This window comes from Rhodobacter sp. TJ_12, from assembly GCF_020023995.1.
GTDB lineage: Bacteria > Pseudomonadota > Alphaproteobacteria > Rhodobacterales > Rhodobacteraceae > Rhodobacter.
This window is the reverse complement of sequence record NZ_NRRD01000017.1, coordinates 56,442-79,231: the sequence shown is the minus strand read 5'-3', so window position 1 is coordinate 79,231 and position 22,790 is coordinate 56,442. Positions and strand designations below refer to the sequence as shown.

General features: G+C 65.2%; 18 protein-coding genes. 6 read left to right on the top strand and 12 right to left on the bottom strand.

Features of this window, described 5'->3' with window-relative positions:
- Positions 1-3,741: glycoside hydrolase/phage tail family protein (locus tag CKO11_RS12760; protein ID WP_223639412.1), on the top strand; the 3,741-nt coding region annotated here is incomplete at its 5' end.
- 366 nt (positions 3,742-4,107) lie between these two features.
- Positions 4,108-4,926: a serine O-acetyltransferase gene (gene cysE / locus CKO11_RS12755; protein ID WP_223639415.1), complete on the top strand. Its 819-nt coding sequence runs from the start codon at positions 4,108-4,110 to the stop codon at positions 4,924-4,926.
- Positions 4,927-4,979: 53 nt separating this feature from the next.
- Here cysE and CKO11_RS12750 read toward each other — a convergent pair whose 3' ends face one another.
- The 6 genes from CKO11_RS12750 to CKO11_RS12725 all read right to left on the bottom strand — a co-directional run bounded on the left by CKO11_RS12750 (position 4,980) and on the right by CKO11_RS12725 (position 10,283).
- Positions 4,980-5,315: a carboxymuconolactone decarboxylase family protein gene (locus CKO11_RS12750; protein WP_223639409.1), complete on the bottom strand. Its 336-nt coding sequence runs from the start codon at positions 5,313-5,315 to the stop codon at positions 4,980-4,982.
- A gap of 123 nt (positions 5,316-5,438) precedes the next feature.
- A complete protein-coding gene (locus CKO11_RS12745) occupies positions 5,439-6,764 on the bottom strand; it encodes a pyruvate dehydrogenase complex dihydrolipoamide acetyltransferase (RefSeq protein ID WP_223639405.1) in 1,326 nt (441 codons plus the stop codon).
- Positions 6,765-6,775: 11 nt separating this feature from the next.
- Positions 6,776-8,155 (bottom strand): pyruvate dehydrogenase complex E1 component subunit beta, encoded by a 1,380-nt coding sequence (locus CKO11_RS12740; protein ID WP_223639401.1) that lies wholly within the window; start codon positions 8,153-8,155, stop codon positions 6,776-6,778.
- Positions 8,156-8,165: 10 nt separating this feature from the next.
- Positions 8,166-9,170 (bottom strand): pyruvate dehydrogenase (acetyl-transferring) E1 component subunit alpha, encoded by a 1,005-nt coding sequence (gene pdhA, locus CKO11_RS12735; RefSeq protein ID WP_223639399.1) that lies wholly within the window; start codon positions 9,168-9,170, stop codon positions 8,166-8,168.
- A gap of 177 nt (positions 9,171-9,347) precedes the next feature.
- Positions 9,348-9,644 (bottom strand): FtsB family cell division protein, encoded by a 297-nt coding sequence (locus CKO11_RS12730; protein WP_223639397.1) that lies wholly within the window; start codon positions 9,642-9,644, stop codon positions 9,348-9,350.
- A 156-nt stretch (positions 9,645-9,800) separates the two neighbouring features.
- Complete coding sequence (locus tag CKO11_RS12725; RefSeq protein ID WP_223639392.1) at positions 9,801-10,283, bottom strand: GNAT family N-acetyltransferase; 483 nt, start codon at positions 10,281-10,283, stop codon at positions 9,801-9,803.
- A gap of 381 nt (positions 10,284-10,664) precedes the next feature.
- On the opposite strand from CKO11_RS12725, the gene CKO11_RS12720 reads away from it, so the two are divergent.
- Entirely contained in the window at positions 10,665-12,434 is a 1,770-nt protein-coding gene (locus tag CKO11_RS12720; RefSeq protein WP_223639389.1) for a cation:proton antiporter, read from the top strand.
- Here the strand turns inward: CKO11_RS12720 and CKO11_RS12715 are convergent.
- The 6 genes from CKO11_RS12715 to CKO11_RS12690 form a co-directional block, all read right to left on the bottom strand.
- A complete protein-coding gene (locus CKO11_RS12715) occupies positions 12,431-13,174 on the bottom strand; it encodes a hypothetical protein (protein ID WP_223639386.1) in 744 nt (247 codons plus the stop codon). The genes CKO11_RS12720 and CKO11_RS12715 overlap by 4 nt on opposite strands.
- 67 nt (positions 13,175-13,241) lie before the next feature.
- Positions 13,242-14,162, bottom strand: a complete 921-nt coding sequence (locus CKO11_RS12710) for an FAD:protein FMN transferase (protein ID WP_223639383.1) — start codon at positions 14,160-14,162, stop codon at positions 13,242-13,244.
- The gene (locus CKO11_RS12705) at positions 14,143-16,335 is read right to left on the bottom strand and encodes a PepSY domain-containing protein (RefSeq protein WP_223639378.1); all 2,193 of its coding nucleotides are present in this window, start codon (positions 16,333-16,335) and stop codon (positions 14,143-14,145) included. The genes CKO11_RS12710 and CKO11_RS12705 overlap by 20 nt, the downstream gene beginning before the upstream one ends.
- A gap of 24 nt (positions 16,336-16,359) precedes the next feature.
- Positions 16,360-16,827 carry a DUF2271 domain-containing protein gene (locus CKO11_RS12700; protein WP_223639375.1) on the bottom strand — a complete coding sequence of 156 codons (468 nt, stop codon included), beginning with the start codon at positions 16,825-16,827 and terminating at the stop codon, positions 16,360-16,362.
- Between the two features lie 14 nt (positions 16,828-16,841).
- Positions 16,842-17,315, bottom strand: coding sequence for a hypothetical protein (locus tag CKO11_RS12695; RefSeq protein WP_223639373.1), 474 nt, complete (start codon positions 17,313-17,315; stop codon positions 16,842-16,844).
- A 169-nt stretch (positions 17,316-17,484) separates the two neighbouring features.
- Complete coding sequence (locus CKO11_RS12690) at positions 17,485-17,877, bottom strand: PepSY domain-containing protein (RefSeq protein WP_223639371.1); 393 nt, start codon at positions 17,875-17,877, stop codon at positions 17,485-17,487.
- A 138-nt stretch (positions 17,878-18,015) separates the two neighbouring features.
- Here CKO11_RS12690 and CKO11_RS12685 point away from each other — a divergent pair, with 138 nt between their 5' ends.
- The 3 genes from CKO11_RS12685 to CKO11_RS17575 all read left to right on the top strand — a co-directional run bounded on the left by CKO11_RS12685 (position 18,016) and on the right by CKO11_RS17575 (position 22,457).
- On the top strand, positions 18,016-18,675 hold the full coding sequence (locus CKO11_RS12685) for a response regulator transcription factor (protein ID WP_223639369.1): 660 nt from the start codon (positions 18,016-18,018) through the stop codon (positions 18,673-18,675).
- The gene (locus CKO11_RS12680) at positions 18,672-20,039 is read left to right on the top strand and encodes an ATP-binding protein (protein ID WP_223639368.1); all 1,368 of its coding nucleotides are present in this window, start codon (positions 18,672-18,674) and stop codon (positions 20,037-20,039) included. The genes CKO11_RS12685 and CKO11_RS12680 overlap by 4 nt, the downstream gene beginning before the upstream one ends.
- Positions 20,040-20,177: 138 nt before the next feature.
- Positions 20,178-22,457: a methyl-accepting chemotaxis protein gene (locus CKO11_RS17575; protein ID WP_223639366.1), complete on the top strand. Its 2,280-nt coding sequence runs from the start codon at positions 20,178-20,180 to the stop codon at positions 22,455-22,457.
- Positions 22,458-22,790: the final 333 nt, after the last annotated feature.

Genomic DNA, 22,790 nt, shown 5'->3' with positions numbered 1-22,790 from the left:
CCGGTGGGCCGGCTGTGGGGCCGGATGCGGGTGGCGGGGCAGGTGATCTGGGCCACGCGTTTTGTGGAAACCGCGACGGTGCAAAAAACCGGCAAGGGCAGCCCGCGCGCCACCGAGACCCGCTATTCCTATTCGGTCAGCCTTGCGCTGGCCTTATGCGAGGGCACGATCTTGCGCGTCGGGCGGGTCTGGGCCGATGGCAGTGAAATCGCGCGCGATCGTCTGAACCTGCGCGTCTACACCGGCGGCGAGGATCAACTGCCCGATCCGAAGATCGCGGCGGTGGAGGGGGCGGCGCAGGCTCCCGCTTACCGGGGTATTGCCTATGTGGTGATCGAGGATCTGGCTTTGGCCGATTTTGGCAACCGGGTGCCGCAATTCACCTTTGAGGTGGTGCGGGTGGCGCAAGGGCCGGATTTGGGGGCGGTGCCCGATCTGGTGCGGGCGGTGCAGGCGGTGGCGCTGATCCCGGGTACGGGCGAATATGCTTTGGCGACCGAGCCGGTCTATGAGACCGCCCCCGCCGAAGGCGCGGGGGCGGGGTTTGCGGTTGTGGCCGATGTGGGGCGCGCGCCGGTCAACCAGCATGCGCCCGGAGCGGGCAGCGATTTCACCCAAACCCTGGAGCGGTTGGACGAGGAATTGCCCGGCTGTCAGGCGGTGTCGCTGGTGGTCAGTTGGTTTGGGTCGGATCTGCGCTGCGGGCATTGCACGGTGCAGCCCAAGGTGACCACGGCGGCGCGCGAGGCGCGCAATCTGCCATGGTCGGTGGCGGGGCTGGATCGGGCCAGCGCGCAAGAGGTGCCGCGCGATGACGGCGGGCGATCGATCTATGGCGGCACGCCTGCCGATGCGGCGGTGGTGCAGGCGATTGCGGCGCTGAAGGCGGCGGGCAAGGCGGTGACCTTTTACCCCTTTATCTTGATGGATCAGAGGGCGGGCAATGCGCTGCCTGACCCCTATCGCGGGGCGCCCGGCCAGCCTGCCTTGCCGTGGCGCGGGCGGATCACGCTCGATATCGCGCCGGGGCAGCCGGGCTCCGCCGATGGCACGGCCGCCGCCGCCGCGCAGGTGGCGGCGTTTTTCGGCACCGCGCGGGCCAGCGATTTTGCGCTCATCGATGGCAAGGTGGTTTACGACGGGCCAGAGGAATGGTCGCTGCGCCGCTTCATTTTGCACTCTGCGCATCTTTGTGCTGCGGCGGGCGGGGTGGCGGCGTTTTGCATTGGGTCTGAACTGGTGGGGCTGACGCGCATTCGGGCTGCGGATAACAGCTTTCCGGCGGTGGCGGAGCTGATCGCCCTGGCGGCGGACGTGCGCGCGGTTCTGGGCCCCGATTGCAAAATCAGCTATGCGGCGGATTGGTCGGAATATGCGGGCTATGCGCCCGGCAATGGGGATCGGTTCTTCCAGCTTGATCCGCTTTGGGCAGATGAAAACATCGATTTCATCGGGATCGACAATTACCTGCCGCTGTCGGATTGGCGCGCGGGCGAGGATCATGCCGATGCCGCTTGGGGCGCGATCTATAACCTTGATTACCTGCGCGCCAATATCGAGGGCGGCGAGCTTTATGATTGGTATTATGCGGCGCCCGAACATCGCGCGGCGCAGATCCGCACACCGATCACCGATGGCGCCTATGGCGAGCCGTGGATCTGGCGGGTGAAAGATATCCGCAGCTTTTGGGAGAAAGAGCATTTCGAGCGGGTGGGGGGCGTGCGTGCGGCCCATCCCACCATTTGGGTGCCGCGCTCAAAGCCGATCTGGTTTACCGAAATGGGCTGTGCGGCGGTCGACAAAGGTACGAACCAGCCCAACAAGTTTCTGGATCTGAACAGTTCGGAATCGGCTTTGCCGCATTTTTCCGACGGGCGGCGCGATGACCTGATTCAGATGCAATATCTGCGCGCGATGACGGGCTATTGGGGGGATGCGGCGCGCAATCCGATCTCGGAGCTTTATGGCGGGCCGATGGTGGATATGACGCGCGCCCATGTCTGGGCGTGGGACACGCGGCCTTGGCCGCAATTTCCGGCGCTGCGCGATATTTGGGCCGATGGGGCGCATTACGCACGTGGGCATTGGATTTCGGGGCGGGCGGTGGCGCAGCCGCTGGCCCATGTGGTGGCCGAGATTTGCGCGGTGGCTGGGATCACGGCGATTGATGTGTCGCAGCTTTACGGGTTGGTGCGCGGCTTCACCATGACCGGGGCGCAAACCGGGCGCGCGGGGGTGCAGGCCTTGATGCTGGGCTATGGGGTCGAGGCGCTGGAGCGCGATGGCAGGCTGGTGTTTCGCCAGCGCGATGGGCACGCCAAGATGGTGCTTTCCGAGGCCGATCTGGCTTTGGGCGAGACGGGCACGGCGGTGGAAACGCGCCGTGCCGCCGAGGCCGAGATCGCCGGGCGGGTGCGGTTGGCCTATTGCGAGGCGGAAGGCGATTTCGAGGCGCGCGCGGTTGAGGCGGTCTTTCCGGGCGCACCCGAGGCCGCGGCCTCGGGCAGCGAATTGCCCTTGGCGCTGACGCGCGGCGAGGCGCAGGCCTTGGTGGAGCGCTGGCTGGCCGAGGCGCGGGTGGCGCGGGACACGGCGCGCTTTGCACTGCCTTTGTCGCAGGCGCATCTGGGGCCGGGCGATGTTGTGGTGCTGGACCGGCCCGAGGGGCGGCGGCGCTACAGGTTGGACCGGGTGGAACGCGCCGCGCGGCTGGAGGTGGAGGCGGTGCGCGTTGAGCCGGGTCTTTACGCCCCGGCGCAAGAGCTGGAAGACCCGCCGGGGCTGACCCCCTTTGCCGCGCCGGTGCCGGTGACGCCGGTGTTTCTGGACCTGCCTTTGATGCGCGGGACCGAAGACCCGGTTGCGCCGCATCTGGCGGTTTCGGCGGTGCCATGGCCCGGCACGGTGGCGGTTTATGCGGCAGATGCAGAGGTCGATGCGGGGTATCGGCTTAACACCACCGTTTCGGCGCGCGCGGTGCTGGGGGTCAGCTTGACGCCTTTGCATCGCGCGGCGCCGGGGCTTTGGGATCGCGGCGCGCCCTTGCGGGTGCGGCTGGCGACCGGGGCGCTGGAAAGTGCCACGAGGGACGCGGTGCTCAATGGTGCGAACCTGATGGCCATTGGCGACGGATCGTCGGACAATTGGGAGCTTTTGCAATTTGCCAAGGCCGTGCCGGTGGCCGCCGGGGTGTGGGACATTTCCTTGCGGCTGCGGGGGCAATTGGGCAGTGATGCGCTGATGCCCGCGCTTTGGCCCGAGGGCAGCGTGGTTGTGCTTTTGGATGGTGCGCCCGCGCAGATCAGCTTGCCGGCATCGGCGCGCGGCTTGGCGCGGCATTACCGGATTGGGTCCGCCGCGCGGCCCTATGATGATCCGTCTTACACGCATCGGGTCGCGGCTTTCGCGGGCGTGGGTCTGCGCCCGCTGAGCCCGTGCCATTTGCGCGCGCGCGCGACCGCAACCGGCTGGGCGTTTGATTGGGTCAGGCGCACCCGCGTGGATGGCGATAGCTGGGCAGGCTATGAGGTGCCCTTGGGCGAGGCAGAGGAGCGGTATCTTTTGCGCGTGTGGCAAGGCGGGGCGATCCGCCGCGAGGTGAGCTTGGGCACAGCTTCATGGAGCTACCCCACCGCGTTGCAAACGGCCGATGGGATTGCGGGGGCCTTTGAGGTCAGCGTGGCGCAGATCTCTGACCGGTTCGGGCCGGGGCTGGCGGCGCGGGTCGGCGTGGGCGGTTGAGCGCGGCTGATGCGCCCGATCTTGATCGATGATATTCTGGCGGCGGCGCAGGCGGTCGCCTTGCTGGCGCCCCAGCAGCAAATGGCGCGCTTGGCGCTGTGGCTCGATCAGGCGCATGCTGCCGATCTTTACCGCAAGCGGTTGCGGCGCGTGCATCCGTTTTGGGGCGATGGCTCTTTGGGTGCGCGGGCACGGCGCGAACCGTTGTGGCGCGCCCCTTACCCCGATGGGGGCGAGATCAAGACCCTTGGCATGGCGATTGCTGCAATCCTGCTATGGCGTCGGCGGGGGTTTAACCTGCCGCGCCCTTCCCCTATCTGGGGCGGGATCTATGTGATAAGATCGCCCCAAGCGAAGGAGCTGCCCATGGCCAAGACCCATGCCAAAGTTGCCGCCGTTGACCCGGTCTGGACGCAGATCTGCGAAGAGGCGGAGGATGCGGTGCGCAATGAACCGCTTTTGGGCGCGTTGATCCATGCGGGTCTGTTGCACCATCCCAGCTTTGAACGGGCCTTGGCGTTTCGGTTTTCGCTCAAGCTGGCCTCGGGCGAGATGAGCGAGCAGATTTTGCGTGAAATTGCCGACGAGGCCTATAGCTCTGACCCAACGCTGGGGCAGGCGGCGCGGGCCGATCTGGTTGCCGTTTATGACCGCGACCCGGCCTGCCACCGCTTTATCCAGCCGATCTTGTTCTTCAAGGGCTATCAGGCGCTGCAAAGCCACCGGATCGCGCATTGGCTGTGGCGGATGGGGCGCACCGATATGTCGTTCTTTGTGCAGATGCGCACCTCGGAAATGTTTGGGGTGGATATTCACCCCGCCGCGCGGATTGGGCGGGGCGTGATGATTGACCATGCCCATTCGATTGTGATCGGGGAAACCGCCGTTGTGGGCGATGACGTGTCGATGCTGCATTCGGTGACCCTAGGCGGCACCGGCAAGGAAGACGAGGATCGGCATCCGAAAATTGGCAATGGTGTGCTGATCGGGGCGGGTGCGAAAGTGCTCGGCAATATTCGCGTGGGCGACAATTCGCGGATCGCGGCGGGGTCTGTGGTGTTGGCCGATGTGCCGTGCTGCAAGACCGTCGCCGGTGTGCCCGCGAAGATCGTGGGCGAGGCGGGCTGCGAGCATCCGTCGGTTGAGATGGACCAACGTCTGCGCGGCTGCGACTGCGAGGGATAAGGGCTGTCGCCCCGGCGGGGCCGGGGCGCGCTGTCTCAGCTTTTGCAGGGCGTTTAGCCCTTGAGCTGGTCATAGGCTTCAAGCGCCTTGAGCCCATACATGAGCGACGGGCCCCCGCCCATCAGCACCGAGACATTCACGGTTTCTTCTACCTCTGCGCGCGTCGCGCCTGCGGCGATGCAGGCCTGCACATGCACCCCGATGCAGTACGAGCATTGCTTCGCGATGCCGATGGCCAGCGAAATCAGTTCTTTTTGTTTGGTCGACAGCACGCCTTCGGCCAAGGCTTCGTGGTGCAGAATGCCAAAGCCCTTTTGCGAGGCGGGCTGTTTGGCGTTGAAATCGGCCATGTCGCTGCGGATGGTTTCAAGCTCGGTGTGCCAATCCATGATCTGTCCTTTTCATCAGACTGTTGGAATCATGGATATGAATATGATCTGCTTGGGGAAACTGCCTTGATCCAAAGCAAGAAAGCCCCCGAAGGGGCTTTTTGCGTAGGCATTTGGACCTTGTCAGGCCAGCATCGCCATTGGGTGTTCAAGATTGCTGACAATGGCGGCCAGAAGCTCGGCCCCCAGTGCGCCATCGATCACCCGGTGATCGACCGACAGCGTGAGCGACATCATGGTGGCGACTTCGATCTGACCATCGGCGCCCACGACCGGCTTTTTCACCCCCGCGCCCACGGCCAAGATCGCGCCATGTGGCGGGTTGATGACGGCGTCGAAATTCTCGATCCCCATCATGCCGAGGTTGGAAATGGCGAAGCTGCCGCCTTGATATTCCTGCGGGGCCAGCTTGCGGTCGCGCGCGCGTTTGGCGAGGTCTTTCATCTCGTTGGACAATTGGCTGAGCGGTTTCATCTCGGCATCTTTAAGCACCGGGGTGAAAAGACCGCCCTCAATTGCCACGGCCACGGCCACATCAGACGCCTTCATCTGCAAGACCCGGTCCCCAGCCCAAACGGCATTGGCGGCGGGCACGGTTTGCAGCGCAAGCGCGCAGGCTTTGATGATGAAATCATTCACCGAAAGCTTCACGCCACGGGGGCTGAGTTGGTCGTTGATTTGGCCACGGAAGGCCAAGAGCGCATCCAGTTTCACCTCGCGGCGCAGGTAGAAATGCGGGATCGTTTGCTTGGCTTCGGTAAGCCGTGCGGCGATGGTTTTGCGCATCCCATCAAGCGGGATTTCGGTGAACTCCCGGCCTTCGTAAAGCTTTGCCACAGCGCTGGCAGAGACCGGCGCGGCAGCGGGCGCTGCCGCCGGGGCTGCGGCGGCGCTTTCGGCCGCCGGGGCGGCGGCTTTGGGCGCGGCGCTGGCCGCCTCGACATCGGCTTTCACGATCCGGCCATGCGGGCCGGAGCCGGTGAGGCTGGCAAGGTCCAAGCCCTTATCGGCGGCAATCCGGCGCGCAAGCGGCGAGGCAAAGATACGCGCCCCGCTGGCCGCTTGGGGCGCGGCGGGGGCGGCTTTCGGGGCTGCCGGGGCCTCGGCTTTGGCGGGCGTATCTTCGGCCAGGAACGCGGGCATCGGCTCGGCGTCAGAGGTTGAAGGCGCAGGACTGGCGGCGGCAGGCACGGCATCGGCGCTGTCGCCCTCTTCCAAAAGCACGGCGATCGGGGCGTTCACTTTCACGCCCGCCGCGCCCTCGGCCACCAGCAATTTGCCGATTGTGCCTTCGTCCACCGCCTCAAATTCCATCGTCGCCTTGTCGGTCTCGATTTCGGCGATGATCTGGCCCGAGGTGACCTCGTCGCCCTCTTTCACCAGCCATTTGGCAAGCGTGCCTTCCTCCATCGTGGGGGACAGCGCGGGCATCAGGATTTCAATGGCCATTTTGCCCTCCCTTAACGGTAGCAGACGCGTTTGGCGGCGGCGACAACCTCATCCGAGGTGATCAGCGCCAGTTTTTCAAGGTTAGCCGCATAGGGCATCGGCACGTCTTTCCCGGTGCAGTTGATCACCGGCGCGTCAAGATAATCAAACGCGCGCTCCATGATCACGGCGCTGAGGTGGTTGCCGATGCTGGCAACGGGCCAGCCCTCTTCCACGGTGACACAGCGGTTGGTTTTCATCACCGAGGCCAGAACCGTGTCGTAATCGAGCGGGCGCAGGGTGCGCAGGTCGATCACCTCGGCGGAGATGCCTTCCTCGGCCAGTTTATCGGCGGCGGCAAGCGTATGCGCCATGCCGATGCCAAAGCTGACAAGCGTCAAGTCTGTGCCTTCGCGCCAGATCCGGGCTTTGCCGAAGGGGATGGTGAAATCATCCAGCACCGGCACCTCGAACGAACGCCCATAGAGGATTTCGTTTTCAAGGAAGATCACCGGGTTCGGGTCGCGGATCGCGGTTTTCAGCAGGCCCTTCGCATCGGCGGCGGAATAGGGCATCACCACCCGCATCCCCGGAATTTGCGCATACCACGCGGCGTAATCTTGGCTGTGCTGGGCGCCCACACGCGCGGCGGCGCCATTGGCGCCCCGGAACACGATCGGGCAGCCCATTTGCCCGCCCGACATGTAAAGCGTTTTCGCCGCCGAGTTGATGATCTGGTCAATCGCCTGCATGGCGAAGTTGAAGGTCATGAATTCCACAATCGGGCGCAGGCCCCCGAACGCCGCGCCGACACCAATGCCGGTAAAGCCATGTTCGGTGATCGGCGTATCCAGCACGCGCTTCGCGCCGAATTCATCCAGCAGGCCTTGGCTGACCTTATAGGCGCCTTGGTATTCGCCCACCTCTTCGCCCATCAAGAAGACGGTCTCATCGGTGCGCATTTCCTCGGCCATCGCTTCGCGCAACGCTTCGCGGACCGACATGGTTTTCATTTCAGTGCCTTCGGGCCAATCGGCGCTGGCCTTGGAGGTAACCTCAAGCGGCGCGGCGGCTTGCGCGGGGGCGCTGGCCGGGGCTTGGGCCGGGGTCTCGGAGGGCGCTTCGGGGGCGGGGTCGGCTTTCGGCGCGGGCAGGTCATCGGCGCTTTCGCCCTCTTCCACCAGCACCATGATCGGCGTGTTCACCTTCACGCCCGAGGCGCCTTCGGCCACAAGCAGCTTGCCCACGGTGCCCTCATCCACCGCTTCGAATTCCATCGTCGCCTTGTCGGTCTCGATCTCGGCGATGATCTGGCCCGAGGTGACCTCGTCGCCCTCTTTCACCAGCCATTTCGCCAAAGTGCCTTCTTCCATCGTCGGCGAAAGGGCGGGCATCAAAACTTCGGTTGCCATTGGTCGTTCCTCACGCGGTGATGTCGGTCCAGAGCTCGTCCACGCCGGGCTCGGGGCTTGTCTTGGCGAATTCGGCGGCCTCGTTCACCACCGCCTTGATCTCGCGGTCGATGGATTTGAGGTCATCATCGGTGGCATGGCCGCCGGACAGGAGCAATTCGCGCACGTTTTCAATTGCATCGCGTTCGTCGCGCATTTTCTGAACTTCTTCGCGCGAGCGGTATTTTGCCGGGTCGGACATGGAGTGACCGCGGTAACGATAGGTTTTCACTTCCAAAATATAGGGGCCATCGCCCGCACGGCAGTGCGCCACGGCTTTTTCGCTGGCGGCTTTGACGGCCAGCACATCCATGCCGTCGACAATCTCGCCCGGAATGCCAAAGGCCCCGCCGCGCGTGTAGATATCGGGCGTGGAGGTGGAGCGTTTTTGCGAGGTGCCCATGGCGTATTGGTTGTTTTCGATCACGAAAACGACCGGCAGCTTCCAAAGCGCAGCCATGTTGAAGGTTTCATAGACTTGACCTTGGTTCGCCGCGCCATCGCCGAAATAGGTGAAGGTGACATTGTCATTGCCAAAGTAACGGTCGGCAAAGGCCAGCCCGGCGCCCAGCGGCACCTGCGCGCCGACGATGCCATGCCCGCCGTAAAAGTGTTTTTCCTTGGAGAACATATGCATCGAGCCGCCCTTGCCCTTGGACAGGCCCCCTTCGCGCCCGGTCAGTTCGGCCATCACCCCCTTGGGGTCCATGCCGCAGGCCAGCATATGGCCGTGATCGCGATAAGAGGTGATACGCTTGTCCCCCTCTTTCGCGGCGGCTTCCAAACCGACGACGACCGCTTCTTGCCCGATGTAAAGGTGGCAGAACCCGCCAATAAGCCCCATGCCGTAAAGCTGGCCTGCCTTTTCCTCGAACCGTCGGATCAGCAGCATGTCACGGTAATATTGCAGCAATTCATCCTTGGAGACATTGGGGCGCTTGGGCGCCGGTGCCTCTAGGGTTTTGCGTGTCGCCATCGGACAGCCTCCCGTCATGGTGATAGTTCAACGTTAAACCATCTTTTATCGCACCCTGCGGGCAGATGCAATCGCGCATGCGACAAAGGCCCGCATCTGCACGCAATGCGCACAGCTTTGGACCTCAGCTAGGGCCGGGCGGGCCGATGCCCAGCCGGAAGGGGCGGCGAATGGGGGTTAGCGGATCACGATCTCGTCGGCGCGCAGGGTGCCCAGCACTTCGCGGGCGCGTTCATCAAGCAGATCAAGATCAAGATAGTCATCCGACAGCCGATGCGTGAGATTGGCCATGCGGGCATGTTCAGCGCGCAAGGCATCGCGTTCGGCCTCGGCCTTGGCGATATCGGCATCCAATTGCACACGGCGGAAAATGCCGTTCGGCCCTTGCGTTGCGGCAAAGGCGAAGTTCATGGCCAAAATGGCGGCCAAGCCGTAATAGACGAAGGGGAAGACCCTCGGCCCTTTGGGGAGCATGCTGTGCCTCGTGACTGCGCCTCTTGTTGGGCGATGCGCGCATGATGCCACAAACGAATCGCTGTGGGAATCCCTGTTGGCGCGTTCGTGACGGTTTTTCGCATCGCTGGCCAGCGTGACCCAACCGGACGCCAAAGGAACAGACCTAAGCAGTTTTTAAACGGCGCGGGTGACGATCGCCGTTGAAATCGGGCAGGTCAGTTGTGCGACGCGCGCGCCCAGCACCGCTTGCGGCACCTCATAGCGCGCCACGATGCGAAAGCCGTGATGGGTAAAGAACCCCGCCGCGGCCGCCGGGCTGAAACCCCAGACATCGCGCGCGCCCGCGATCTTCGCCTCGGCCAGCAGCGCCGATAGGATTGCGCGCCCATGTCCGCGCCCGCGCAAGGCTTCGGGCACAAGGATCGAACGCACCAGCCCATGCCCGTCCAGCATCTCCAGCCCGCCGTAAAGCCCGTCTGCGCCCTCGGGCGTGGTATAGCCAAAGAAGCGCCGCCCCGGTTCGGCCAGATCGGCCACCGGCAGATGCGCCGCGCCGAGGGCGGCGGCCAAATCCGGCGCGCTGCCCGCGAGCGCATGGGCGATAAGATCCGAAGCGGGCAGGGCGGCGGGCGCAGAGATGGGGTTCAAACCGGACATGGACAGGCTCCTTCGGAGGCAGGCACAAGGAAAACAAAAGCACAAAGCCAAACCCCCAAGCGGGGGTGGGGCAGACAGGCGGCATGGGAAAACACCCGCAGGCGGTGCGGCGGGCTGGCCGCACCGGGGCGCTTAGGCGAACACTTCGGCACGGACGGAACGTCATGCATCGCGGGCCACCTTGGTAACGATTGCGCGAGTCTGAACCTGTGCCGGGCATTGGTCAAGCCCGCAACCTGTCCGCCCGATGCCCACAAGTGAAAGAAACGCTTATGAAATTCGGGGCAGAGCGCGGCATTGCGGCATCATGTCCCCACTGCGCGTGCCACCTTGGGCAAGATGCCCACTCGCGCGCGCGCCGGCTTTCTGCTTGATAGGCCCATGACTTCTGCACATGACCTTGGCTTCTATCGGGAAGCGCTGATCTTTCTGGGCACCGCTGGCGTGGTGCTGCCCTTGATGACGCGGTTTCGCGTTTCCCCCGTGGTCGGGTTCTTGGTGGCCGGGCTGCTGCTGGGCCCCTACAGCGCCGGGCGGCTGACCGAATATCTGCCCTTTCTGGGCTGGTTCACGATTTCCTCGCAAGAAGCGGTGGATCAACTGGCCGAATTGGGCGTGGCCTTTTTGTTGTTCAACATCGGGTTGGAACTGTCACTCGACCGGCTTTGGACGATGCGGCGCGCGGTTTTCGGCCTTGGCATGGCGCAGGTGGTGCTGTCGACCGTGGCGATTGCGGTCACCGCTTGGCTGTTTGGCAACCCGATCGATGCAAGCCTTGTGATCGGTGCCTGTCTGGCGCTGTCGTCAACCGCAATCGTGTTGCAACTGCTGTCCGATCAGCACCGGCTGAACACGCCCTCGGGGCGCAATATCTTTGGCATCTTGCTGGCGCAGGATCTGGCCGTGGTGCCGATCCTGTTCTTGATCGTGGTCTTTGGCGATGCCACGGCCGAGGGCGATACGGTCTCGGTCAGCCATGTGCTCAGCGGTCTGGGCACCGCGCTATTGCAAGCGATTGCCGCGATCGGGCTGATCGTCGGCTTTGGGCGGCTGATCTTGCGCCGGCTGTTTCGGCAGGTGGCGCATACCCAAAACCGCGAATTGTTCATGGCGACGATCCTGTTTGTGGTTGTCGGCACCTCGCTTGTGACGCGCTTTGCGGGTTTGTCGATGGCCTTGGGCGCCTTTTTGGCGGGGCTTTTGCTGGCGGAAACCGAATTCCGCCGTCAGGTCGCGGTGGATATCGAGCCGTTCAAGGGCCTGCTGTTGGGGCTGTTCTTCATCTCGGTCGGCATGCGCATCGATCCGGCGGCGATTGCCGCTTATCCGGTGATGGTGGCAATCTCGATTGTCGGGATGACCGGGCTCAAGGCCGCCGTGATCGCGCCTTTGGCGCGCGCCTTCGGGATCAGGTGGCCACAGGCGTTCGAGGCGGCGCTGCTGCTGGCAGGCGGCGGGGAATTCGCCTTCTTGGTGCTAAGCCTTGCGGGCTCAAGCGGGCTGACCTCACGCGAGGTGGAACAATTCATGTTGCTTGTGGCCTCGGGCACGATGCTGGCCACGCCGCTTTTGGCCCGGATGGGGCGGCGCGTGGGCGCGCGTGGGGCGGCGGGCTTGCCCGGTGGCGGCGTAGAGGCCGTGGTGCCGGACCCGGCGGCGGGCCGGGTGCTGGTCGTGGGCCATGGCCGGGTCGGGCGGCTTTTGGGCGAGGTGTTGGAGACCGAAGGTTTCGATTGCCTGATGATCGAACGCGATGCCGATCTGGTGCGCCGCGGGCGCGAGCGGGGCGCAGATGTGGTCTTTGGCGATGCGACGCGGGCGGGGTTCTTGCGCCGCTGCGGGTTGGCCGATGCCCCCGCTGTGATCTTGTCGATGCATGACCCCGCCGCAGCCGAAGCGATTGTGACTGCGGTGCGCGCGGAACGCCCCGAAGTGCCGATCATCGTGCGCGCGCAAGATGCCGATCATGCGGTGCGGCTGTTTGAATTGGGCGCGACCCATGTGATCCCCGAGGCGTTTGAAACCAGCCTTGAGCTTCTGGATCGGGCGCTGGGGGCGTTGGGGGTTGAGGAAGATCGCACCACCGATATCTTGCAAGCGCAGCGCGCCGAGATGATGCGTTTTTTGCACCGCGAAGCCGGGGCTGATTAAGTGCCTCTCTCTGGGGGATTGTCGGGGGGATAAAGCCGCGCGCGCCGCTGCCCCCCGGCAGAGGCGGCAATGCGCAAGACCCGCCGCCGATCACCGTCGAGCGCCGCCGCCAACAGACCCGACAGCGCGCCGCGTGTCTTCAAATGCGCGACCAGATCGGAATGGCGCAGCTTGGGAAAGATCACCTGTTCGGTGCGCGGATCGGTTGGAAAGCGCAGCGCATGGGGCAGATCATCCAGGCCGCCATGAAACAGCCATGCCTGCCCGGTTTCGGGCAGTGGGGCATGGGGCCAGCGCAGCGGCTGCAAAAGCTGCGCGGTCCACTCTGTCCAGCGGGTTTCGCCGGGCACGGCATCGCGGCCAATGGCGACTTGCGGGCCAAAGGCCAGCACCAGATCGACCGGGATCAGCCGCGCCGCCACCAGCGCGCAATAGCCCCCCATCGACAGCCCCAGCGTGGCGATGCGGCGGATGTCTTGGCGCGCGCGCAAAGCCGTAAGGGCGCCCACAAGCGCGGGGCCAAAGCCCGGATCATTGCCCCAACTGCGGCTGGCATCGCTTACGAACAGGGCCGGGCGCGGATGCGCCGGGGTGCCACGCCCGGTGGCGGTGGCGATGAATTCGGGCGCGGGCGGGCGTGCCGGATCATGCCCGATCGAGGCGAAGGCGATCACCAGATCGTGGCCCGCGCCGGGCAGGTAATCCACCGTGAAAGGCGCGCTGTCCCAGAGCCGTTCCATCCTGTTGCCCCCGCTGTGCCGCCCGCCGATTTGCCCTGAACGGGGGCGGGGCGCAAGCCACGCGCAGTCAGGCGGAAAGCCGTTCCTCCAGCGCCACCACCTCGGCCCCCAAGGCGGCGGCCAGCTTGGTGCCGCGCGTTTCGCCCAGCACCATCACCGCGCTGGCGATCGCATCGGCGCGCATGCAGGTTTCGGCCAGAACCGTAACCGAGGCCGGGCCGCCGCGTAAAGGCGCGCCTGTGGCCGGGTCCATCGTATGCGCCAGATGATGCGGGCCGATCTTCACGAAATGGCGGTAATCGCCCGAGGTGGCAAGCGCGATATCTTGGATTTCAAACATCGCCTGCATATCGCGATGACCGATTTGCGGCTTTTCAAGCGCCACGGCCCAGCCTTGCCCATCGGGGCGCGGGCCGAGCGCACGCAATTCGCCATCGATACTGGCCAGCGCATGGGCGATCCCGTGGCGCTTGGCCACGGCGATCAGGCAATCGACCCCATAGCCTTTGGCAATGCCGCACAGATCCAGCGTGATCGGCGCGGTTTTGCGCGCGCGGCGCTGTGTGGGATCTAGGTCCAGCACCTCATAGCTGGGGCGGCGCGGGCGGTGCAGCGCGGCGCGGATCGCGGTTTCATCTGCGGGCGCGGGGCCAAAGCCCCAAGCGCGCACCGCATCCCCCATGCCAATCTCAAACGCCCCGCCCGAGGCGCGCCCGATCTCCAGCGCGCAGCCCAGCACCTCTTGCAATTCGGCGGGCAGGGGGTGCCATGCCCCCACGGGGGCTGCGTTGAACCGCATCAGATCGCTGTGCGGCTTCCAGGTGGACATCTGATCGTCGACCCGGTCCACGGCGGTCTGAAATTCGGCCTGAAGCGTGGCCAGATCGGTGCCGGGCGGGGCATGAAAGGTGACCGACCAGCGTGTGCCCATGGTCGCGCCATTCAGGCTGTGGCGGGCCAGATCAAGATCAGTAGACGTCTTCGACATAGCGCCCCTCGGCTTTCAGATCGGCGGTTTCGGTAATGTCATCCAGCGTGGCGCGCACGGCGGCGGCCATATCGCGCCCGCCGCAGACCATGATCTGCGCGCCCTGCGCGATCAGCTTGCGCAAACGGTCGGCATCGGCGCGCAAGGCGTCTTGGACATAGTGGCGGGCCCCGGCGCGCGAAAAGGCGGTGGTCAGCCCGGCCAGATGCCCGGCCTCCTGCCAGCGGGGGAATTCCGCATCGTAAAGCAGATCGCTTTCGGGGCTGCGCGCGCCGAAATAAAGATGCAGCGGGCGGCGGCGGCGGTTGGCGCGGATGAACCCCGCTAGCGGCCCGATCCCGGTGCCCGCGCCGATCAAGATCACCGGCTTGCGGCCCGGTTTGGGGCGGAAATCAGGGTTCGGGCGCAAAAAGCCCGCCACCGTGTCGCCCGGTTGCAACTCGGTCAATTGGCCCGAGCACAGCCCGCCCGGATGGCGGCGCACGCAAATTTCCACAAAACCGTCCTGGGCCGATGAGGCCAACGAGTAAAACCGCGGCACGTTGGAGCCTTGCGGCACAATGCCGATCAGATCGCCCGCTTCGAACCGGGCAAAGCCTTGGCCGGTCAGGCGCTGGCTCAGCGAAACCTTGGGCGGGGCAAAGCGCAAGATCGTGGTGGGGGCCTGCACCTCGGCGCCGTAATCGCGCCGCGATATCAGCGTCAGCGTTTCGGTTTGCGGGCGCTCGGGCAGGTGGGTCAGGTCAAGCGGGATATCCAGCACCGCGCCCAGATCGCGCGACCAGCGGGTAAAATCCTGTGCCGATTGCCGGTCCACCGTGCCCATCGGCATCAATGCCGCCCAGCCCGCCTGCTGCGCGGCGGTGCGCAACGTTTCAGCATAGCCGCAGAAATGCGCGAAAGAGCGGTCGCCAAAGCCCAAGATCGCCAGCGGTGCTTTGGGCGGTTTGCGCAGGGTCGCGATCCGCTCTGCGACGCCACGCGCGGCGGTGGGGGCGGCGCCCTCGCCATAGGTGGCGGCCAGAATAATGTAGCGCTGCGCCAGCGGCGTGCGGTTCGGCTCAAAGCTCGCGATCGCGCCGGTATGCACCTTTTGCCCGGCTTGGCGCAGCCCGTCATGCAAGCTGCGCGCAAAGCCCCAGGTCGTGCCCCCTTCGGAGGCGACCAAGATCACGGTTTCGGCCTTGGCGGGTTTGGCATTGCCCTTGATCCGGGCCCCATAGCGGCGCGCGCCTTGCCATTGGCGAAAGCCGCTCCAGCCCAGCACCGGCACCATTGCCGACATCAGCCCCAAGATCAGCCCCAGCGTCGCCGCGCCGCGCCCGGTATGCACCATCACCATCAGCGCGCCGATCCGCTCCAGCCAGCCGGGCGTGGTGACGGACAAAACCGCCCCAGTGCCCGGATCGATCCGCGCCGCGCCGCCTTCGGTGGTCAGCTTGAACGTATCGCCGGGCAGATCGGGCGAGGGGAAGGAAAGCTCTTTAAGCGCGCTGGCAGGCGTTTGCGCCAAGAGTGGCAGCGCCGAAAGCGCCAGCGGCGCCACCCCGGTTTGCGCCATCGCCGGGGTGGGATCGGTGGGCGCATCGGGAATGAGCGAAAAGACCGACGCCGTCATCCACAGCCCCGTCAGAGACGAAATCACCAGCCCGCCAATCGCAAGCCGGGCCAGTTCTGTGTGCAACCGGCTGGCCAAGGGGCCGCGCGCGCGGGCGAACCAGCGGTTCCAGCCGCCCATGCGCCGCGCCACCAAAACAGCGCCCGAGACCGCCAACAGCAGCATCAGCCCCGCACCCACCGCCGCGGTGATGCGCCCGCCATCGCCCAAAAAGAGCGAGCGGTGCAATTCGGTTAAAAAGCGCAAACCGAAGGCGGGATCGGGGCTGCCGATCTCGGCCCCGGTTGCGGGGTCGATCACCGCCGCGCCGGGGGTGCCGTTTTCAAACCACCAAGCCACCACGCGCCCCGAAGGCGCGCGGCGGATTTGTTCAACGCCCGGATGGGCCTGCGCCACCCGTGTTGCGAGATCGGCCACCGACAATTGGCTTTCGGCCTGTGGCACGGCCAGCCGTTCCGCCGCCGGGTAAAGCGACAAAAGCGCGCCGGTGACCGACAAAAGAACGACAAGGGCCAGCGCCAAAAGGCCGGGCCAGCGGTGAAGAAGACGCAACACGGGTTTGCCCTCCGGGTCTGGGGGTTACTTGGACACGGTCACGCTTTGCACGTAACGCTTGCCAGAGACGGGCTTGCCAAGATTGGCCGAGGTCAGCGGGATCACCACATCATTGGGCTGATCGGACATTTTCTCGACCGAGCTATCGACATGGAGCACATAGCCCGCATCAAAAAGCGCATCTTGCAGATCAAGCGTGATCGTCAGATTGCGCCCCGCGCCGACCGAGGCGCCGGTGATGCCATCGACCTGGGCGGTATTGCCGCCCGTGGCCGCATACCAGCCCGCAAGGTGTTTATAGTATTTCGCCTTGCCGCCCGCCATCCACAGGCTGCCGACATAGCTGCCTGCGGCATCGGTGACATAATAGGCGACATAGGCGCCATCCCCGCCGTAATTGGTCATTTGCGTGGTGAAGGTGACGGGGGTGGCGGCGGCCAGCCCCGGCACCAAGGCGGTGGAAAGTGCCAGCGTTGTCGGAAGCGATTTCATCTGTCGACCCTTTCTCAATTGGTTTGCACTTGCGGTTTCGCGCCGGGGGTGAACAGCCCGTTATCGGGCGGGGCCGTGGTGCCCGCTGCGGCGGGGCTGGCGGCGCAATTGGCCGCGCCGGGCGGGCAGCGGTAATCGTCGTCATCGTCGTCATGATGGCGCCCGCGGCGGTGATGGTCGTCGTCGTCGTCATCGAACATGCCAAAGAACCAGCCATCATGCCCGTGCCGGTCGGCCAATTGCACCGGAGCACGCGTGGGGGCAGTCTGGGCCGCAGTCTCGGGCGCGGTCTCGGGCGCGGGCGTTGCAGCATTGGCCATGCTGGCGGCGGGCATCGAGGCGAACAGCACATTGGCCGAGGTTTCGGCCACCGGGGTCTGGATCGGCGCCGGGGCGATCTGATCGGTGATCGGGGCTGCCGAAAGCGCGCCAAAGACGCTGGTGGAAAGGGCGGCCGCAAGGGCCATCAGGGGGAGGGCAGGTTTCATATCGCGTTTCCTTTCTGCGTGTCGTGTCTGTCATGTGTTCAGGCATGCCCCGACCGGTCCCGCCGAAACCGGCGGGTCAGGGGGGCGGTGGTTGGGGGCGCGCAGCGGTCCGACCAAGGAAAGCCGCTGCGCGCAAGACGAGGCGCGCTTCGGGACGCGCGCCCCGGTATCAGTCGTGCAGGCGCCGGTCGCGGCGGTCCCGATCACGATGGTCTTTGGCGTCATGCGAACGACGGTCGTCGTCCGCATCGTCGTCTTCATCGTCATCATGGCGGCGGTGCGGGATCGCCTGACGCAGCACCTCAAGGCTGGCGGGGTCGAGCCGCAGCCAGAGCCGCTGGCCCGTGGCGTCGCGCGCATCGACCTCATAGCAGCCGTCATCGATCTTGATCCGCATCACGGCCAGCCCTTGCGCTTCCAGCGCGCTTTGCACCGCTGCGCGCGGTTGCCAATCGGCCAGCGGCACGGTGCAATGCCGTTCATGCGCCGCAAGCGGCCCCGCCAGCGCCAGCGCAGCCAGTAGCAGCGGCAGCGGCAGCGGCAGGGGAAGGCGGTGGGTCATGGGGCTCTCCGATCCGGTCAATTTCGATGCGGCCTTTGTGGCGCGCCAATCTGACACCAAGCTGACGGCGGGAAAAAGAGTTGTTCAGCTTGCTGTCAGCTTCGGGCGCGATAGGGTAGGCGCAGCGTGGAGGGCCGAATGCGCATCCTGATCGTGGAAGATGATGCCGTGCTGGGCGCGGCGGTGCGGGACCAATTGGCCGCCGATGGGCATTCGGTCGATTGGGTCACCCGGCTGGATGGCGCCGAAGAGGCGCTGGCGGTCGCCCACCATGATCTGATTGCGCTGGATCTGATGCTGCCCGACGGGCGCGGGGTGCCGTTTTTGAAAGCCCTGCGCTTGCGCGGCAATAGGGTGCCTGTGATCATTCTGACGGCGCTGGATCAGGTGTCGGACCGGATCGCGGGGCTGAATGCCGGGGCGGATGATTATCTGGTCAAACCCTTCGATCTGGAGGAACTCTCGGCCCGCGTCGGCTCGGTTGCGCGGCGCTATGCGGGCAACCCCAGCCCGGTGCTGCATCTGGGCGATCTGGAGGTGGATCTGGCCGGGCGCAGCTTGCGCCGGGCGGGCAAGGCGGTGGCGCTGACGGCGCGCGAATGGGCCTTGTTCGAAGCGCTTTTAAGCCGCCCGGGGCAGATCTTTTCGAAATCCGCGCTCGAAGAGCGGCTTTATTCCTTTGACGATGATATCGGTTCCAACACGTTGGAGGTGCTGGTCAGCCGGTTGCGCAAGAAGCTGGGCCCCGGCGTGATCGAGACCGAGCGCGGCCTTGGCTACCGGCTGGCGCGCGCATGAGGGCATGGTCGCTGCAAACCCGCCTTGGCGTGGCGTTGGGCGCGCTTGTCGCCACGCTTTGGGCGGGCGGTGCAGCCTTTACCGCGCATCGGTTGTCGGCCCGGATCGATACCGTTTTCGATGGCGAGCTAGAGGCCACCGCCGAGCGGATCTTGCCCTTGGCGGTCTCTGAGGTGCTGGGCCGCGAAGAGGTGGTGACTGGCGCGCAAGTGATGCCTTTGATCCGCGACGAAGACGCCGACCGCGATCAGCCGATGCTTTATGTCGTGCGTGATGGCGGCGGGCAGGTGCTGATGCTGTCGCATGGCGCCGAAGATGTGGCGTTTCCGCCCTATAAAGGGCCGGGGTTTCACACCACGCAGCAGTTGCGCCTTTACACCGATGAGGCGCTGCGTGGCGCGATCACCATTGCCGTGGCCGAGCCGGTCGCGCATCGCCGTGCGATCCGGCGCGAATTGCTGATGGGGCTGTTTGCGCCGCTGGCGGTGCTGTTGCCGCTGACGCTGGCGGGGATCATCGCGCTGATGCGGCTGGGCTTTGCGCCGCTGCGTCGGTTCCGGATGCGGCTGGCGCAGCGCGGGGCCGCCGATCTGACACCGGTCGCGACCGAGGGGCTGCCGGTGGAGGTGCTGCCGCTGGCCGAAACGCTCAATGCGCTTTTGGCCCGGCTGGGCGCGGCGTTTGAGGCCGAACGCAGCTTTGCCGCCAATGCCGCGCATGAATTGCGCACGCCGCTGGCCGGGGCGATTGCGCAGGTGCAACGGCTGCGCGCCGAAACCGCGGAACTGCCGGTGGTGGCGCGCGCCCAAGAGATCGAGACCGGGCTGAAGCGGCTCACCCGGCTGTCCGAAGGGCTGATGAGCCTTGCGCGCGCCGAGGGCGGGCGGCTGCGCGGCGATCAGCCCCAAGATTTGCGCCCGATCACCCGGATCGTGGCCGAAGATGCCGCGCGGCTGGCGGGCGGGGCCGAGGTGCAGCTTGACCTGCCCGATGCGCCGGTGCTGTCCGATCTGGACCCCGATCTGTTTGGGATTTTGGTGCGCAACCTTGTGGCCAATGCCTTGCGCCATGGCACGGCGGGCGCGCCGGTGGCCGTTACGCTTGCGCGGACGGGTCTGTTGCGGGTGGAAAACGATTGCGCCGCGGTGCCGCCCGATGCGCTGGCACGGATCGGCACGCGGTTCGAACGCGCCGCACAGGGCGCGGCGGGGGACGGAGCCACAGAAGGGGCGGGGCTTGGCCTTGCCATCGTTCAGGCGATTTTGGCACGCGCGGGCGGTGGGCTGACGCTTGTCTCGCCCTTGCCGGGCACGGCGCGCGGATTTGCGGCGCAGGCCCGGTTTGACCTGCTTGGCCGCGTCTGAGTCAGTTTTCGTCAACTATAAAAGGGTTTCGCGCTGCGACTTTGTGGCACGTGGGGCCAGCGCAGGGCGGCTGTTTACGCGATCTTTCCCTTTGCGGCCTAGACCCCGGACATGATCCACCGACGAACGAGGTCTATCGTGAAGAACCCCTTCAAAACCGTGTCGGGCAAATTAATACTCGCCACCGGCGCGGCAATCGCTGTGATCGTAATGAGTTATACTGTCTATAGCGGTTGGCGGACCGCAGAACGTGTTAAGGAAGAAGTGATCGAACTGGCCGCGACCAAGGCCAGTCAAGCGTCCGGCGAGGTGGGCGAACATCTCGCCGTGGCCTCGGCGGCGGGGCGGGCCCTTGCGGGCATGGTCGAGGGCTATATGGCCTCGGGCGAAGCGACGACGGAGGGGCTGATCGACATGCTCGAGACGCTGCCCTTCAAATATGATGATTTGTTTTCTGCTTGGATGTCGGGGCTGCCCAATGGGGCCACCGATGCTTATCTTTCTGGCGACACCGGGCGCAATGCTGCGGGCGTCTTTACCCCTTATTGGACCAAGAATGACACCGGCGGGCTGGATTTTTCCACCTTCGATATCGATGAAACACAGATGTGGTTCAAAGGCCCGACCGAGACGGGCGCAGCATTGTTGACCGAACCCTATGTTGCCAATGAAGGGTTCCTTCTGACCTCGGTTTCGGTTCCGGTGCGCCAAGACGGCAAGGTGATCGGTCTGGCGGGCGTGGATATCACGCTAAAGGAAATGTCGGCCTTGCTGTCCGAGATGATCCCGTTCGAAGGGTCCCGGATCATGCTGGTCGATGGCGGCGGCAAATGGGTCGCCAACCCCGATCCGACCTTGCGCACCAAACCCTACACGGGTCCCGGGGGCGAGGCGTTGCAAACCGCATTGACCGAGGGCGAGATGCAGGTGGTCGATGGCCTGCCCGACGGCGGTAAGCGGCTTATCTATCCGTTTGCGGTAAATGGCATGAACACGACTTGGGCGGTCATTCTGGATATGCCCGATGATGTGTTCACCGCGCCGGTGCGCAGTGAGGTCGTGTCCAATTCGCTTGGGTCACTGTTGATCCTGTTCATGGCGCTGGGCTCGAACTGGTGGGCTTCGACCAGCTTGGTGCGTCGTCCGCTGAACGAGATGCTGTGCACGGTGCATGGCCTTGCCATCGGCAATTATGACAACGATGTGGAGGGGCTGGGCCGCAAGGATGAGATCGGCGATATGGCCAGCGCGGTGGAAACCCTGCGCCAGCGGCTGATCGAACGGCGCACGATGGAGGCGGAACAGCAGCGCCTGCAAGCCGAAGCCGAGGCCGAACGGACCCGCCGCGCCGAAGAAGAAGCGCGTATCCGCGAAGAACGCGAAGCGCGCCGCAAAGAAGACGCAGAGCGCACGCGCCTTGCCGCCGAGGCCGAAGAGGCCAAACGCGATCAAGACGAACGCGAACGGGCCGCCCGCGCGGCCGAGCAAAGCGCGGTGGTCGACAGTCTGGCCTCGGGCCTGCGTGGGCTGGCCGAGGGCGATCTGAACGTGGCGATCACCCAGACCTTCCCCGAGGGCTATGACCAGTTGCGGCTCGATTTCAACGAAACCGTGGCGCATCTGTCCGATCTGATCGGCTCGATCGGTGCGGCGACCGCCTCGATCGTGGGCGGCGTGCAAGAAATCACCGGTGCCACCACCAGCCTGTCAGGGCAGACCGAGGCTTCGGCGGCGACGCTGGAGGAAACGGCGGCTGCGTTGAACGAACTGACCGCCTCGGTGCAGGCGGCGGCGCAAAATGCGCGCCGGGTCGATCAGGCGATGCAATCGGCCACCGATGAGGCGCAGACCACGACCCAGGTGGTCGAGGAAACCGTCTCGGCGATGGGCGCGATTCAGGAATCGTCTGAAAAGATTTCGCGCATCATTAATGTGATCGACGATATCGCCTTCCAGACCAATCTTCTGGCGCTGAACGCGGGCGTCGAAGCGGCCCGTGCGGGCGAGGCGGGGCGCGGCTTTGCCGTTGTCGCCTCTGAGGTGCGCGCGCTTGCGCAACGCGCCTCGGAAGCCGCAAGCGAGATCAATGCGCTGATTTCGGATTCGGGCGCACAGGTCACCAATGGTGTGGGGCTGGTGGGCCGCGCGGGCGAGGCTTTGCAGACAATCGTGAAATCGATTGCCGAAATGTCGGGCCATGTGCGCGAGATTGCCACCTCGTCGGACGAGCAAGCCGCCGGCATCTCCGAGATCAACGATGCGATGAGCCAGCTTGATCGGGCGCAGCAGCAAAATGCGGCGGGCTTCGAGGAAACGGCAGCCGCTTGCATGGCGCTGAACGATCAGGCGCGCGGACTGGAAGAAATGGTGGCGCAGTTCCGCGTCGCCGAAGCGGGGCGCGCCAGTCAGGCGGCCTGATCTGCCAAAAACCCACACGACACAGCCGGGCGGTGCCGCAAGCACCGCCCGGTTTTCTTTTGGGGCCCGTTTTCTTTTAGGGCCGGTTTTCTTCTGCCCCGGTTCTGTGGCGGCTTTCTTTTCATGATGGGGCAGGGGGCTCCTTATAGAAAAGAGCAGCGTCCGCGCTGTGACGCCGGTCTTAAAGGCCCGCCCCGCCGCGCCGGTGCGTCTTCGACTTTGAAAAATATCCCGGGGGGTGCGGGGGGCAGCGCCCCTCGGCGGATCGTCGCGGCCTTGCCGCGGCGAAAAAAGGTCCCCTGCCTGCGCCGCGCCCCCGGGGTGGCGCAAAAT

Coding starts and splice junctions, on each gene's coding strand:
- CKO11_RS12745 (WP_223639405.1), bottom strand. CDS start 6,764: ATGGCCATTGAAATCCTGATGCCCGCGCTGTCCCCCACGATGGAGGAA.
- CKO11_RS12730 (WP_223639397.1), bottom strand. CDS start 9,644: ATGCTCCCCAAAGGGCCGAGGGTCTTCCCCTTCGTCTATTACGGCTTG.
- CKO11_RS12695 (WP_223639373.1), bottom strand. CDS start 17,315: ATGAAACCTGCCCTCCCCCTGATGGCCCTTGCGGCCGCCCTTTCCACC.
- pdhA (WP_223639399.1), bottom strand. CDS start 9,170: ATGGCGACACGCAAAACCCTAGAGGCACCGGCGCCCAAGCGCCCCAAT.
- CKO11_RS12710 (WP_223639383.1), bottom strand. CDS start 14,162: ATGTCGAAGACGTCTACTGATCTTGATCTGGCCCGCCACAGCCTGAAT.
- CKO11_RS12750 (WP_223639409.1), bottom strand. CDS start 5,315: ATGGATTGGCACACCGAGCTTGAAACCATCCGCAGCGACATGGCCGAT.
- CKO11_RS12725 (WP_223639392.1), bottom strand. CDS start 10,283: ATGTCCGGTTTGAACCCCATCTCTGCGCCCGCCGCCCTGCCCGCTTCG.
- CKO11_RS12715 (WP_223639386.1), bottom strand. CDS start 13,174: ATGGAACGGCTCTGGGACAGCGCGCCTTTCACGGTGGATTACCTGCCC.
- cysE (WP_223639415.1), top strand. CDS start 4,108: ATGGCCAAGACCCATGCCAAAGTTGCCGCCGTTGACCCGGTCTGGACG.
- CKO11_RS12680 (WP_223639368.1), top strand. CDS start 18,672: ATGAGGGCATGGTCGCTGCAAACCCGCCTTGGCGTGGCGTTGGGCGCG.
- CKO11_RS12690 (WP_223639371.1), bottom strand. CDS start 17,877: ATGACCCACCGCCTTCCCCTGCCGCTGCCGCTGCCGCTGCTACTGGCT.
- CKO11_RS12700 (WP_223639375.1), bottom strand. CDS start 16,827: ATGAAATCGCTTCCGACAACGCTGGCACTTTCCACCGCCTTGGTGCCG.
- CKO11_RS12720 (WP_223639389.1), top strand. CDS start 10,665: ATGACTTCTGCACATGACCTTGGCTTCTATCGGGAAGCGCTGATCTTT.
- CKO11_RS12740 (WP_223639401.1), bottom strand. CDS start 8,155: ATGGCAACCGAAGTTTTGATGCCCGCCCTTTCGCCGACGATGGAAGAA.
- CKO11_RS12685 (WP_223639369.1), top strand. CDS start 18,016: ATGCGCATCCTGATCGTGGAAGATGATGCCGTGCTGGGCGCGGCGGTG.